We start from the raw sequence: 13,771 nt of genomic DNA on the forward strand, positions 1-13,771 counted from the left end.
AAATAATTTGTTAGTTAATTTTTTAGTTATTAATTAGTGGTGTTCTTCTTTTGCCATTCCTAAATAAACAACGGTCAGTACCATAAATATAAATGCTTGTAAGAATACGATTAATATGTGGAAGAAGGCCCAAGGTACACTCAGTGCCCACTGCATCCACCAAGGCATTAGTGCAATAAGGATGAATATCATCTCGCCTGCATACATATTTCCGAATAATCGTAAGCCTAGTGATATTGGCTTTGAAATTAATGTTATTAATTCAAGAACGAAGTTAACAGGATATAAAAGAGGGTTATCAAATGGCTGAGTAGTGAGCTCTTTGATAAAGCCTTTCAAACCTTTATTTTTTAACGTATAAGTTAACAGTAGAATAAACACACCGAGTGCCATCGACATTGGGATATTTACATCCGCTGTCGGTAGATCTCTAAAGTGTTCTAAACCCATTACACGAGTTAACCCTGGTATTAAATCAATTGGTAATAGGTCGACTGCATTCATTAACAACACCCAAACAAAAGTGGTTAACGCCAGTGGCCCTATTAATTTATCCTCCGCTTGAAAAATCTCTTTGACTAGGTTGTTAACGAAATCAAAGATAAGCTCGATAAAACATTGAAAACGACCTGGAACACCGCTCGTGCCCTTGGTCACTACATATCGAAAAGCTCCAATAAACAATAAACCCGTAATCCAAGATACCAACATTGAGTCAATGTTGAACGCCCAGAAACCATCACCTGTAGTTAAGAAGGTTAAGTGATGCTCTATGTATTCGTGAGCGGTAGTGACTTGATCCATACTACACGTACTCCGATCTTGTAGAGGCAGTAATAAATGGTGTTAAGAAGTACCCAATCATTGTGAAAATGTACGCGTATAATATTACTGGGTTATCCAATTTAAAAAACTGGAATGCCAAGATAAACATTAAGAACGTATAGGTTATTTTCACGACACGACTCATTTGCATTAAGTCACGTAAACTATAACTAGGATTCTTGTGCACCTTTAGGCTTGCATATATAAAACCAAACAGCGGTGGTAACATCGCGATTACGACACCCAAAGCTGAAGACTCCATATCTACTTTATTACCAAAAAACACTTCATATAAAACTACACCGACGGCTAATACTATTTGGCAGAGAATAACTCTTTTAGCAGCAACAAGGATGTCGCTACTTATCCCATTAAGCCTCATAATAAAACCCTATATTTAACAGTGTAAGTCAATATAAAACACAGTTTGAATATGTTTTGTTACTAGCACTTACTTGTTAATAGCAATTTGACTTGTTAATAAACCTTTACTTGTTAACAAAGAAATAATCTTTCTGGCTTTATATCTCCTGACGAAATTAAACGATAAAAACTAATTCGCTATCGTTTCGACAAAATATAAACTACGCCTAAAAATATGTGATCAAAACGGCAAAAAGCGACATCAATAATTCCATTTTTGAAATGAGTGTTTTTCATTTATGAAAGTAATAGTTGAATAACTTTATTCATGAAAATTTTAAATGCTTTATTTTTAGCGAAAATGGGCGTTTTTGTGAAAAAGTTTTAGCTACCAATTGGGCAAGTTACGATCTTATCAATTACGTATATTCAAACACTTAGCGTCATTTATAAGTTGATTGTTGAGTGTGATTCTACAAGTGGATAAAGCAAGTTTAGTTAGCGATGAAAGCCGTCGTGCATTGAGTTATTTATTTGTACGGCGTTCTCTATCTAGAAGTGATTATTTTTCAAAATAGTTTGTCGTGACTTCATTCTTAACGCCTTTCAGGCGATCCGAAACGGATAAGTCGGCGTTTAAGATGAATATGATGGAAGAAATTCAGCTCCTCACATGGATGTAAGGAGCTGAAGATAGGGTAAAAATCTGAAGGTTAGGGCACTAAGCCCAAGATAGAAAGGTCAAAACTCTGGATATTAGAGCTGGAATTTCTTGATGTGTTGCTCTATCAACCGCTTTTTAAGAAAACAAACTCAATCATGTCCCTCTATTCGTCTTCATAACTTAGATATTGAATACATAAGTCATGAAAAGCCTGCGCTTGTGGCGAGATCGTACGATCAGACAATCTGAAAATACCGATCTGACGCTGTAAGGGCGGGTCAATCAATGGGATCCACACCAAACGGGTTTCATTGGTCGGGAAAGCCAACTTAGGTAGCGTGGTCACGCCTATCCCGAGTTCTAACACCGAAAACAACGAAGTGATGTTCTCTACTGAATACAGAGCCTGTTCGCTGAGCATTCGTGCAGGTGTTGGGTCAAGTAGGGTACAAGTACCGTTGCGAATGAAGGGTTGTTTTAACAAAGTTTGCCATTCGATTCCCTCTCGTTGAGAGGCGATGGGGTTATCTTTGAGGCAGACCACACCAATAGGGTCAGAGAGCAAAGGCGTGAAGTCGATACTCTCTTCTTCTAAGTGGGAGCTATTTCCGAGGGCTACATCCACCTCTCCAGAGAGTAATCTCGCTTCCACACCTGCCGCATTATCATCAATTAAGCTGACCTCAACATTGGGGTACTTTTCGCAAAAAGCCCCTAAAACACTAGGGATTAGCTTTGCGGCCACTGAAGGGACACTCGCTATTCGAACTCGCCCTTGTTGACCAGCTGCTGCAGCACGGAGGTCGTTATCTAATGCCTTGTAAACATTTAAGAATTGAATGATTTTCGGTAAACATATTTCGCCAAAAGGTGTCAGCGTCGATTTGTTGCCCGTTTCAAACAGCGGTTGGCCGAGAATTTTTTCTAGCTCTTTTATCGATGTTGAAAGTGCCGCTTGCGAGCGATTTGCTCGGTGAGATGCCGCTCTAAATCCGCCTTCTTCGACCACTAAAACAAAATGTTTTAACTGTTGTAGCTTAATACTCATGACAGGAATCCTTCTCTAGGCCTTGCTATACCTTACTTTTTTAAAGGTGATAGATTTTATTTATCAAATGCACAAAATTTACCGTTAGATTTATCAGCCGTCAAGGTGCAGTATTTAACCATCTTGAAACATAGTTGTTACAAAGTTGGATGGAATCGTGAACGCACAAACTAAAAAACACCCAGTAAAAACCGAGCTTTTCGCTTCAAAAGCACCACTAGAGTGGGCAATCGTTAATAACGGCACTCTATACACAGCGCAGATTCCAATTGATGAAACTGGCGCAGTAGTAGAAGGCGGTATCGAAGCGCAAACGCGTCAGACTTTTAACAACCTTGTTCATACGTTGGAGTGTGCAGGCGAATCTATGGATTCAGTGCTGCAAGTTCTGATTTACGTGACAGACCGTGAATATCTAAAAACGGTCAACAGCGTATACGGAGAATACTTCAATGCACCTTATCCAAACCGTGCTGCGGTCGTCGTTGCAGGGTTAGCAAGAGAAGAAATGTTGGTTGAGTTCGTGGTTTACGCATCAGCCTCTCAACCTGAATAAAGATACTGTGAACTGAGGCAATTTGCGGATTAAAGCTATTTGTCTGTAAAGATCTTTATTGATACAAGCGTCTTGGTTCAGTTTTAGATACAAGATTTAAACGTTATTTCTTATATAAATTAACGTTTTATTCATTAATCAGATGGTTGCCAGGCTCAAACGCAACCTAACCGTTACAAGGACAGAATGATGACTCAATTACAGAATGTTCAAGCAGAAAACGCACTTTACATTGGTGGCGAATGGCAAGCGGGTGTAAGCACCGTTGCGAACATTAACCCATCAGATATTTCTGAAAACATCGGTAACTTTGCACAAGCAAGTGCTGACCAAGTTCAACAAGCGATTTCAGCGGCGAAGCATGCTCAACCTGAGTGGGAAAAAACGCCGATTGAACGTAAGCAAGCAGTACTTCAAGCGATTGGTGATGAGCTGATTGCACGTTGTGATGAGCTAGGTACGTTGCTTTCTCGTGAAGAAGGTAAGCCTTTTGCCGAAGGTCGCGGCGAAATTTACCGTGCAGGTCAGTTTTTCCAATACTTCGCAGCAGAAGTACTTCGTCAAATTGGCGACAACGCAGAATCAGTACGCCCAGGCGTTTCTGTAGAAGTGACTCGTGAAGCGGTGGGTGTTATCGGCATCATATCTCCTTGGAACTTCCCGACAGCGACTGCTGCTTGGAAAATCGCTCCAGCGCTTGCTTTCGGTAACAGCGTTATCTGGAAACCAGCAAACTTAACACCAGCAAGTGCGGTTGCGCTAACTGAGATTATCCACCGTCAAGGCATGCCAGCAGGCACGTTTAACCTTGTTCTAGGTAGTGGTTCAAAAGTAGGTGATGCACTGATCAACTCTAAAGAAGTGAATGGTGTGAGCTTTACCGGTTCTGTTGATACAGGTCGTAAGGTTGCGGCGGCTACAGCGCCAAACTTCGTTCGTTGCCAACTAGAAATGGGCAGTAAGAACGCACTTGTGGTTGCTGATGATGCGGATATCCAAACAGCTGTTGATGCGACTATCGCAGGTTCGTTCTCTGGCGCGGGTCAAAAATGTACAGCATCTTCTCGTCTAGTGGTTATGGATGGCATTCACGATCAATACGTTGAAGCACTAATCAAACGTATGAGCGAGCTGAAAGTGGGTCACGCACTAGAAGACGGCGTGTTCATGGGTCCTGTTGTTGACGGCAACCAACTTGAAGCAAACCTAGGTTGGGTTGAGAAAGCACGTCAAAGCGGCGGTGAGCTAGCATTTGGTGGCGAACGCCTAAGCATGAAACACGAAGGTTTCTACATGTCTCCAACGCTGTTCTTGAACACTAAGAACGATTGGGAAGTGAACCAAGAAGAAGTGTTTGCACCAATGGCAAGCGTGATTCGTGTCGCTGACCTAGAAGAAGCGATTGCGACAACAAATGATACACGCTTTGGTCTAACGGGCGGCATCATTACTCAAAGCCTACGTACTAGCGCAATGTTCAAGCAACAAGCGCAAACAGGTTGTGTGATGGTGAACCTACCAACAGCAGGCACCGATTACCACGTACCGTTTGGTGGTCGTAAAGAGTCTAGCTTCGGTCCTCGTGAGCAAGGTCAATACGCGAAAGAGTTCTACACAGTAGTGAAGACAGCTTACCAGCGTCCTTACTAATCAACTTTCTATATAAGAATTGGATAGCTGAAGATATTAAGTCTCTAGCTATCCAGCTATCGAATTGGCCTGATTCACAGAGTCAGGCCAACATCCCAACCAAAGCAGCAAACGAAATTAGACAGGTGATTTAACCCATTTTTGAAAACATGTTATTTGAGCGTGTTTTCAAAACCGAGCTAGAACACTGAGCTTTCAATAGGAGTGGTTATGTACCAGCAACGGATTGTTATAGATGGATTGCAATACTGCAATTGGAACAGAGAATATTTCCAAACACTAAAGGCGAGCGGCATTACAGCAGTTCACGCTACCGCGGTTTACCACGAGACAGCTCGTGAAACCTTATCTCGCTTTGCAGAATGGAACTTAAGATTCGAGCAGAATGCAGACATTATCATGCCGATTCATTCAATGGCTGATGTGGAAACTGCAAAAGCGACAGGCAAAGTCGGCATTTTTCTAGGTGCTCAAAACTGTTCTCCAATCGACGATGAGATTGGTCTTATCGAAGTAATGCGTCAGCAAGGTCTTTTGATCATGCAATTGACGTACAACAACCAGAGCTTATTGGCGACGGGTTGCTACGAGAAGAACGACACAGGTATTACTCGCTTTGGTAAGCAAGCGATCGAAGAGATGAACCGAGTGGGCATGATCATCGATATGTCTCACAGTGCCGAGCGTTCAACGCTTGAGGCGATTGACCTGTCTTCTCGTCCTATTTGTATCAGCCATGCGAACCCAACGTTCGCTCATGATGCACTACGAAACAAATCAAACGATGTGATTAAAGCCCTAACCGCACGCGGTGGCTTGATCGGATTCAGCTTGTACCCATTCCACCTACCAAATGGCAGCCAATGTACGTTGGAAGATTTCTGCCAAATGGTTGCGACGACCGCTGACATGGTTGGCGTAGAACACCTAGGTATTGGTAGTGACCTATGCTTAAACCAACCTCAAGCCGTTCTTGAATGGATGAGAAATGGTCGTTGGTCTAAAGCAATGGACTACGGTGAAGGCTCTGCGAACAACTCAGGTTGGCCAGATGCGTTGCCTTGGTTCTGTGGTAGTGCGGGTATGGAAAATATTTATAACGGATTGATGCGTCATGGTTTCAGCGAGTCTGAAGCTGGGCAAGTCTTGGGAGAAAACTGGTTTAACTTCTTAAAAGATGGCCTAGAGCCTCAAAGCAAGGGTTAAGCGTTTTCTCACTAATAATCATCGAATTGGCAGCCTTCTAATTAACGTTCATTTAGACGTGCTGTTGTAACCAATTTCACTATTCAAAAGGAACAACGGTCTATTTCGCAACGCGGTAACCCAAACATGGATTAGCCTGCCCAACACAAAAAACAATAGGGCAGGTGTTAAATACACCTCTTGTAGTCATCATTAAAATGACAGCTGCAAAGAAACCTCTGGAGTCAGAGTATGTCTGATTTAACCAATAGCGTGAAATCTTCAAACGTAAATGCGGGTCAAGCACACACAGCAAGCAACAAAACAAGTAACACAAACCAGTCTGAATCGACTTCAGACAAATTAGGACTTACCAACCCAGCATTATGGTACAGCGGCGGTTTTATCGCTCTGTTCGTGGCGCTTGCTTTATTTGATGGCGAGCTGCTATCAAGCTTAGTAAATACAGGCTTTGCTTGGTCGGTAAAAGTGTTCGGCCCTTATTGGCAAATGCTTCTTCTTCTGACTTTTCTTATTGGTCTTGGCCTGGCGGCAGGGCGAACAGGCAAGGTTATCCTAGGCGGCATCGCGAAACCTGAAATGGATGGCTTCCGTTGGATGGCAATCATCTTCTGTACGCTACTTGCAGGCGGTGGTGTATTTTGGGCGGCAGCAGAGCCTATCGCACACTACGTTAACCCACCACCGTTGTATGGTGCACAAGAAAACGCACAGCAAGGCGCAGTGAATGCTTTATCACAATCATTCATGCACTGGGGTTTCCTAGCATGGGCTATTGTGGGCAGCTTAACGTCTATCGTGGTTATGCACCTTCACTACGACAAAGGCTTGCCTCTTAAACCTCGTATTTTGCTTTACCCAGTTTTGGGCGAAAGAGCACTGAAAGGCCATACCGGCGCACTGATTGATGCATGTTGTATTGTCGCTGTAGCGGCGGGTACTATCGGTCCGATCGGCTTCTTGGGTTTGCAAGTCAGCTACGCTCTGAATGAACTGTTTGGTATTCCAGATGGCTTCACAACTCAGCTAATCATTATCTTGTTCGCTATCGTGCTTTACACATTGTCGGCATTAAGTGGTCTCAACCGCGGAATGCAAATGCTAAGTCGTTACAACGTAATTTTAGCAATGGCATTGATGATTTACATCCTTATCTTCGGTCCAACGAACTTCATCTTCAATGGCTACATTCAAGGTGTAGGCAGCATGATAGATAACTTCATCCCAATGGCAACATACCGTGGTGATGAAGGTTGGTTAAGCTGGTGGACAGTGTTCTTCTGGGGTTGGTTCTTAGGTTACGGCCCAATGATGGCAATCTTCATCGCTCGTATTTCACGCGGTCGTAGTATTCGCCAATTGGTATCAACCATTAGCCTCATCGCACCGTTTGTAACTTGCTTCTGGTTCACGATTGTTGGTGGCTCTGGTCTTGCGTTCGAAATTGCAGATCCAGGCAGCGTAAGTAAAGCGTTCGAAGGCTTTAACTTACCTGGCGCGCTATTGGCAGTAACTCAGCAACTACCAATGCCAATGCTTATCTCTATTCTGTTCTTGATCTTGACGACGATCTTCATCGTAACGACAGGTGACTCAATGACTTACACCATCAGTGTGGTAGTCAGTGGTGAGACAGAGCCTAACGCAATTATTCGTACTTTCTGGGGTGTGATGATGGGGGTAACAGCATTGATTCTGATTTCCCTAGGTTCAGGCGGAATCTCTGCGCTGCAATCGTTCATTGTAATCACAGCGGTACCGGTGTCCATAATCTTACTGCCATCGCTTTGGAATGCGCCTCAAATCGCAATCAAGATGGCGAAAGAACAAGGTTTTTAAAGAACAGGTTTTTTAAAGAGCAGATTTTGTAAAGAAAAGGGCTCTTTAAGACAAGAGCTCTGTAAAACAAGAAACTGATTAAATAAGAAAAATCAGCCTTCGAAAGAAGGCTGATGCAAAAATTCCGAAAGGAGCAGCAAAACTGTACTGGTGAAGATACACCGGACAGCAAAGTATTTAGGTCAATCGATCTAGTCAGGACAAATAATAAGGGGCGAGCTCGCTTGCCCCACATAACGTGAAAGCTAACCAGCATACTGTAATAACGAATGCTTCAAATGACGGCAACGATCGGTTCTGAATGGCTAGCAAAACCCTATAACTATAAGGTGGTGAGCAAAATGGATGCACATCGTTCTACCTACACTGAATCAGCATTACGTGACGCAACGGTTGTCATGGCACCGGAAAGGCTAGGTGCGATGCACCAAACACGCATCAGCTTCGTGAGAACTCTGATTCGTAAAATGGCGCAGCAAGAGTGGAAAGTGACCAAACATGAGTGGCAATTAGATGCTCAAGGTTTTGGTCATGTTATCTATAAGCTAGCGACGCCAAACCATGTTTATCATTTGGTTGTTTTTTGCGATGAAATTGCAGATGACGAACGAAATGACCGTGTAATTGCTGAAAAGTGGGACGTAACGTTTGCGCTTGTTCTTGGTGATGTTGATGTCACCCTACTTGAAAGACTTCGTGCGAATGTACCGCTTCAAGAAGCCGGCCGTAATCCTAACAATGTGCTTGTTTTAGCGCGTGCAAACAAAAGTGTACGTGTGTTTGAACATATCGTTAGTCACCTGGCTAAAGGTGTTCAACCAACGCCCAAAGAACTGGCTGAAGTAGGCTACATCCTGCGAACCACTGCCGTTTATGGTAATGGCAAATTTGGCATCGCTGATTTTAAAATCTTAGAGAAAAATGAAGTTTTTAATCAGTCGTTTAGCGCGCAAATGTGTGCGGTGTATATGCTGCGTGAGTTCAGCTTAGACTGGGTTCATTACCTAGCCGAGCAACAGGGCGGTGAACAAGCGATTGCCTTGCATCGAGGATTACAACGTTACCTTGGTGTTGGTAATGCAACAGGTTTAGGCATGGCGCCATACCTTATTAACCACCCTAGTATTGTCGACCAGTGGATGACAACCCGTGAACATGCATTGGCGGACGTGTTGTCCAGTGAAACTGATACGGCGTTGATCGAGCCACTACGTACCTTAGTTAAAAAAGCGATTTGTCATTTAGAACAAGTCGTTACTATCAATGAAACACAACAAGAGTTGAACAAAGCTGCTGTTGATGATTTGAAGCACACAGAACAATCATTAGAAGCTTCTGTCAGCCTGTGCGATACATGGTCGCAGTTAGTCGAGCAATCTAAGCAAATGAGTATGGAAGCCCAAGAAATCCTTATCTCATGTTTGATGGAATTGTACCCAGAATTAGTGGACGCCCATCAAGAGCAAATGAATTGCAGCGAAACACTGTCGCTTCCTAGCGGCAAAAAGATTCAAGACCTTCTGGTTGTACTAGAAGAAAAGTACCGTTGGGCGATCACGACCGACTTTACTAAAGCAGAAAACAACTACTGGTTCTGGTATCGCTCTCAAGATAAAGAAGAGCCAAGGCTTGGAGTTCGAGGCGAAGAGTTGGGTGAAGAGCGTGAACTGCCGTTGGATATTGGCCGTCAAGCTTACCGTTTGTACCATGCTTTATTGCAATTCGCGCCTGAGCTTTCATTGGCTGAGTTCCTTGTTAAACAGCCGCAACACCGTGCAATTGCGCGCCGTGTGTGGACGCTAGGTAACAAAGCGATGGGCGACATTCAAATGAATGTGCTGCATCAAGATTCGCCACCAATGCACTTGCTGCGTTGCAAGCTAGCGATGTTTGGTGCGACTAAGTTTGATCCTCGCTCAGACCGTTGGGTACGAGTGACGTTTTTCCAAGGTGCACCACTGCTTGATGAAATTCATCAGGACGAATGGGTGTTCCCAGTGTTACCGAGTGAAGCGGAGATGGCTGACTCAAATAAAGTTCCTACACATATCAACGCTCAGCATGGAGGTAAATCGTTATGATCGTTTCTCACAATGAACTGGTAGCGGCCGTCAATAAAGCCTTTCTGGGGATGCGTCGTACATGTGGTGAAGCCGATGTGATAGCGAACATGGTGGCAGATTTACAAATGGTGGGCTTGGATGGTGTTCGTCACTTTAACAATGCAAGCAACTTCATTGGGCTAGAAGACGATTGCCCAGTTGACATTCAAGTGCTTAGTGACAATACGGTTGAAGTTGACCTGCACAAAGCGAGTTTGGCGTGTCACCTTCCTGTGGTTATCGATTACGCCATTGAAAAAATGGTCGGCAAAAAGACGCTGAAAATTGAGTTAAATAACTGCCACAACCGTTGGTTGGCGTACAGCGAGCTTGTAAAGTTAGCTGCGAAAGGTATTGCGTGCATGGCACGTTGGGATAACGGCTCTAACCCTAAGAGCACTTTGTATGTGCTTAATCGTGGTTGCGTTGCTCCAGAACTGTTTTTATCAGATTTGCCACTGGCATCGTACGAACATATCCACAATATGACCATCGAACTTTCCGTCCAGGATTTCGATATCGAACGTTTGTCAGATGGCTACCAAACACACATTGAATCAGAAGCGCTTTTTAAAACTCAAGAGAAAGCGTGGAACGATGGCATTGAAGTTGATGATGGGGAGTGGGCGGCACTGAAAGAGACCGCTACCGCAATTTTAGTTCAGAGCAGCGAACGCTCGACTCAAGGTGCAGGTGAACTGACAGCTTCGTAGCCGCTAGATTTAATAGGTTCATTAGAACTAACAGGTTCGATAGATTAACAGCGAGTAAGCCAGTTAGTTTATCAACACAGATAAAACCAAAGAGCTTAACGTATCCTCACCTCGTTAAGCTCTTTTTATTTGCCTCACGCTTTGGGTTTGCTTTACCTCATTCTTTTGATCTCTCGCTGGATCTACCTATTCTAAACTGACTGTTTTGACACACGTTGTTACCCGTTGAGAGGTAATTGAACAATTAAACGAAGCACCTTCACATTCATATTAAACAAACGGTTTCTTTTACAAGCTACTATGCGTATCTTGCTAACTGGAAGGTGCCAAAGGGCGCCGTTTTTATTCGTACCGATGACTTTAGAATTAGATAAAAAGGAATGAAGCGTGCAAGCTAACTTTATTGATGGAACCACCCTGTATCGTCAGCACTCTTTTGAGTTGCCACTCGACTATCAAGCCAAAGATGGACAACAGATCCAAGTCTTCGCACGTGAACTGGTTGATCTCGCAAAAGATGCGCAAGAACTGCCGTGGCTTATCTACTTTCAGGGCGGCCCAGGCTTTCCATCTCCACGAGTGAGCGGTCAATCAGGTTGGCTAAAGCGTGCATTACAAAACTATCGTGTTCTGCTTCTTGACCAACGTGGTACTGGTAACAGCACCGTGATCAGCCATGAAACATTGGCCCATCTGTCTCCAGAACAACAAGTCGAATATTTAACGCATTTCAGAGCGGATAACATCGTTCGTGACGCTGAAGCGATTCGTGAACAGTTTGGTATTAAGCAATGGTCGACGATTGGTCAAAGCTTTGGTGGCTTCTGTACACTGAGCTATTTGTCACTGTTCCCACAGAGCTTGCAGCGTTGTTATGTGACGGGCGGCATTCCTTCTATTGAACGAGAAGCTGACGATGTTTATCGTGCGACTTACAAGCGTGTAGAAGACAAAAACAGAGCCTTCTTTGCTCAGTTCCCACAAGCGCAAGTTATGTGTCGTGAGATCTCTGATTACCTGCTTAACAATGATGTGAGACTGCCAAACGGTCAGGTGTTTACCGTTGAACAGTTCCAGTTGATCGGTATTAATCTTGGTGGCGGCGAAGCAAACCTTCCAATGTATTTCACACTGGAGAGTGCGTTTGTTGAAGTGAACGGAAGCAAGCAGCTGAGCTATAGCTTCTTAAATCAAATGCAGCAAGAGCAGGGCTACCTAACGAACCCAATCTACGCTATTTTGCATGAATCGATTTACTGCCAAGGTGCAGCGTCTAACTGGTCTGCACACCGAGTACGCGAGCAGTACCCACACTTTAACTATCAATCGGGTAGCGAGTTCTGGTTTACCGGAGAAATGGTGTACCCATGGATGTTCGACCAATTAGAAACGCTGAAGCCATTACGTGAAGCGGCAAATATGTTGGCCGAGAAGTCGGACTGGGGCTCTTTGTACAACGCAGAGCAGCTGAGTAAGAATACGGTTCCAATGGCATGCGCAGTTTACGCGGATGACATGTATGTAGAGCTGGATTACAGCCGTGAAACGCTAGCGAACATTCCAAACTCAAAAGCGTGGATCACTAACGAGTATGAACACAATGGCTTGAGAGTCGATGGTGAACGAATTGTAGATAAATTAATGACGATGGTCGAAGCGTTAGAGAACCTGCCAAAATAGTCAAACTCTCTGCGTAGGTTATCTACGTTAGAAGCTATCGATGTTAGAAGCTCTCTACGTTAGAGACAAGATACGCTAGAAACAAGAAAACGCTGCATCCGTGCAGCGTTTTTTTATGTCATCAAACTCTGTTTTACTCAGTATCGTATTGATTACTAAAGCGAGTAAAACAGAGAGTTTAAGAACCGGGAGGGATAGTTCCTAAACTCATTATGGTTGGATGACGATATCTTGATTTTCAGTAGTCGATAAGCTGGCGCGGTTCTGTTCGATAAGTTGAGCCGCATAAGAGGGAGTCACAGCTTGAACTTCGCCCTTGGAACGAATAGTTAGTGCTTCCCACGCATGATCACGGTATTTGCCTGTTTGTGTATATTCAATAAGTACTCTCATGATTCTTCAATCCGATGTGTGGTTAACGTGCTACTAACATTAGCGCCATTGTTGAGGTTGCACACCTGTTAAAAATGGAACATAAGATTAACCAAATGAGAATGCGTGTAACTTGAAAAACAGACCTTATTGAACTGATCTTAACTAACAGTATTTATCGTACCTAACTGCATTCATCGTAACCAACGGTACTTATCGTAAATGGCATCCATAAAAAACGCTGCACAGTGGCAGCGTTAAAGTTGAGAGCGGTTGAAGATTACTTAGCTGTTTTCTAAGCCAACAATCTTGCGTGCAGACATCACTGCGCTATCCAAATCGGTCAATCTACCAGCACTTGCTGGACCAAGAACTGATGAATACAAAGCCAACTGCTTCTCAAATGATAAATCTAATTGGTTATATAGATTTTGGCGGATTTGAGCGTGTTGCTGTGGCTTTGCGCTCGACAGACCTTCCAATGTATCGTAGATGAGTGTAGTTGTATCCATATCTGTCCTCTGCTGCACCTTTATAAAATTTTGCGTATTATGCACCTGGTACTGTATTTGTTCTGCGAGATTGATCGCATTGTGTGCAGCTCTGCTTAATTGTGTAATCAGTTAGTTATAATTGTGTTGTGGTCTCAATCGTTGAGAGTGTCGGCTTGATAACAAAGAAAAGGAGACACGCTGGTCTAATGCCGTTCACTTAAGAGTGAACGGCATTTTTGTTCTTAGCATACCGTTGTGG

The 13,771-nt window shown here is 43.6% G+C and carries 12 protein-coding genes; 7 read left to right on the forward strand and 5 right to left on the reverse strand.

The genetic code is table 11. From position 1 onward, the window contains the following. Positions 1 to 33: 33 nt before the first annotated feature. From atpB to AB6C75_RS12580, 3 genes are all read right to left on the reverse strand, one after another. The gene (gene atpB, locus AB6C75_RS12570) at positions 34 to 804 is read right to left on the reverse strand and encodes a F0F1 ATP synthase subunit A (protein ID WP_372107921.1); all 771 of its coding nucleotides are present in this window, start codon (positions 802 to 804) and stop codon (positions 34 to 36) included. 1 nt (position 805) lies between these two features. After that, positions 806 to 1,207 carry an ATP synthase subunit I gene (locus AB6C75_RS12575; protein WP_372047643.1) on the reverse strand — a complete coding sequence of 134 codons (402 nt, stop codon included), beginning with the start codon at positions 1,205 to 1,207 and terminating at the stop codon, positions 806 to 808. 808 nt (positions 1,208 to 2,015) lie between these two features. Next, positions 2,016 to 2,900: a LysR substrate-binding domain-containing protein gene (locus AB6C75_RS12580; RefSeq protein ID WP_371710216.1), complete on the reverse strand. Its 885-nt coding sequence runs from the start codon at positions 2,898 to 2,900 to the stop codon at positions 2,016 to 2,018. Between the two features lie 157 nt (positions 2,901 to 3,057). Here AB6C75_RS12580 and AB6C75_RS12585 point away from each other — a divergent pair, with 157 nt between their 5' ends. From AB6C75_RS12585 to AB6C75_RS12615, 7 genes are all read left to right on the forward strand, one after another. After that, positions 3,058 to 3,456 (forward strand): RidA family protein, encoded by a 399-nt coding sequence (locus tag AB6C75_RS12585; protein WP_004730412.1) that lies wholly within the window; start codon positions 3,058 to 3,060, stop codon positions 3,454 to 3,456. A gap of 189 nt (positions 3,457 to 3,645) precedes the next feature. Then, a complete protein-coding gene (locus tag AB6C75_RS12590; RefSeq protein WP_004730413.1) occupies positions 3,646 to 5,106 on the forward strand; it encodes an aldehyde dehydrogenase family protein in 1,461 nt (486 codons plus the stop codon). A gap of 210 nt (positions 5,107 to 5,316) precedes the next feature. After that, on the forward strand, positions 5,317 to 6,312 hold the full coding sequence (locus AB6C75_RS12595; protein WP_029222845.1) for a membrane dipeptidase: 996 nt from the start codon (positions 5,317 to 5,319) through the stop codon (positions 6,310 to 6,312). Positions 6,313 to 6,543: 231 nt separating this feature from the next. After that, positions 6,544 to 8,151: a BCCT family transporter gene (locus AB6C75_RS12600; protein ID WP_372107922.1), complete on the forward strand. Its 1,608-nt coding sequence runs from the start codon at positions 6,544 to 6,546 to the stop codon at positions 8,149 to 8,151. Positions 8,152 to 8,429: 278 nt separating this feature from the next. Continuing rightward, a complete protein-coding gene (locus tag AB6C75_RS12605) occupies positions 8,430 to 10,232 on the forward strand; it encodes a hypothetical protein (RefSeq protein WP_372107923.1) in 1,803 nt (600 codons plus the stop codon). Further along, entirely contained in the window at positions 10,229 to 10,966 is a 738-nt protein-coding gene (locus AB6C75_RS12610; RefSeq protein ID WP_371694503.1) for a DUF3726 domain-containing protein, read from the forward strand. The genes AB6C75_RS12605 and AB6C75_RS12610 overlap by 4 nt, the downstream gene beginning before the upstream one ends. 387 nt (positions 10,967 to 11,353) lie before the next feature. Beyond that, positions 11,354 to 12,646: an alpha/beta fold hydrolase gene (locus AB6C75_RS12615; protein ID WP_372047641.1), complete on the forward strand. Its 1,293-nt coding sequence runs from the start codon at positions 11,354 to 11,356 to the stop codon at positions 12,644 to 12,646. 210 nt (positions 12,647 to 12,856) lie between these two features. Here AB6C75_RS12615 and AB6C75_RS12620 read toward each other — a convergent pair whose 3' ends face one another. Together AB6C75_RS12620 and AB6C75_RS12625 are read right to left on the reverse strand one after the other, a co-directional pair. Next, positions 12,857 to 13,039 (reverse strand): hypothetical protein, encoded by a 183-nt coding sequence (locus AB6C75_RS12620; protein ID WP_017102586.1) that lies wholly within the window; start codon positions 13,037 to 13,039, stop codon positions 12,857 to 12,859. Between the two features lie 263 nt (positions 13,040 to 13,302). Beyond that, entirely contained in the window at positions 13,303 to 13,530 is a 228-nt protein-coding gene (locus AB6C75_RS12625; protein WP_004730426.1) for a PAS factor family protein, read from the reverse strand. Positions 13,531 to 13,771: the final 241 nt, after the last annotated feature.

This window comes from Vibrio sp. 10N.237.312.B06, assembly GCF_041464685.1.
GTDB lineage: Bacteria > Pseudomonadota > Gammaproteobacteria > Enterobacterales > Vibrionaceae > Vibrio > Vibrio tasmaniensis_A.

Coding starts and splice junctions, on each gene's coding strand:
- AB6C75_RS12605 (WP_372107923.1), top strand. CDS start 8,430: ATGACGGCAACGATCGGTTCTGAATGGCTAGCAAAACCCTATAACTAT.
- AB6C75_RS12595 (WP_029222845.1), top strand. CDS start 5,317: ATGTACCAGCAACGGATTGTTATAGATGGATTGCAATACTGCAATTGG.
- AB6C75_RS12600 (WP_372107922.1), top strand. CDS start 6,544: ATGTCTGATTTAACCAATAGCGTGAAATCTTCAAACGTAAATGCGGGT.
- AB6C75_RS12575 (WP_372047643.1), bottom strand. CDS start 1,207: ATGAGGCTTAATGGGATAAGTAGCGACATCCTTGTTGCTGCTAAAAGA.
- AB6C75_RS12580 (WP_371710216.1), bottom strand. CDS start 2,900: ATGAGTATTAAGCTACAACAGTTAAAACATTTTGTTTTAGTGGTCGAA.
- atpB (WP_372107921.1), bottom strand. CDS start 804: ATGGATCAAGTCACTACCGCTCACGAATACATAGAGCATCACTTAACC.
- AB6C75_RS12610 (WP_371694503.1), top strand. CDS start 10,229: ATGATCGTTTCTCACAATGAACTGGTAGCGGCCGTCAATAAAGCCTTT.
- AB6C75_RS12625 (WP_004730426.1), bottom strand. CDS start 13,530: ATGGATACAACTACACTCATCTACGATACATTGGAAGGTCTGTCGAGC.
- AB6C75_RS12590 (WP_004730413.1), top strand. CDS start 3,646: ATGACTCAATTACAGAATGTTCAAGCAGAAAACGCACTTTACATTGGT.
- AB6C75_RS12620 (WP_017102586.1), bottom strand. CDS start 13,039: ATGAGAGTACTTATTGAATATACACAAACAGGCAAATACCGTGATCAT.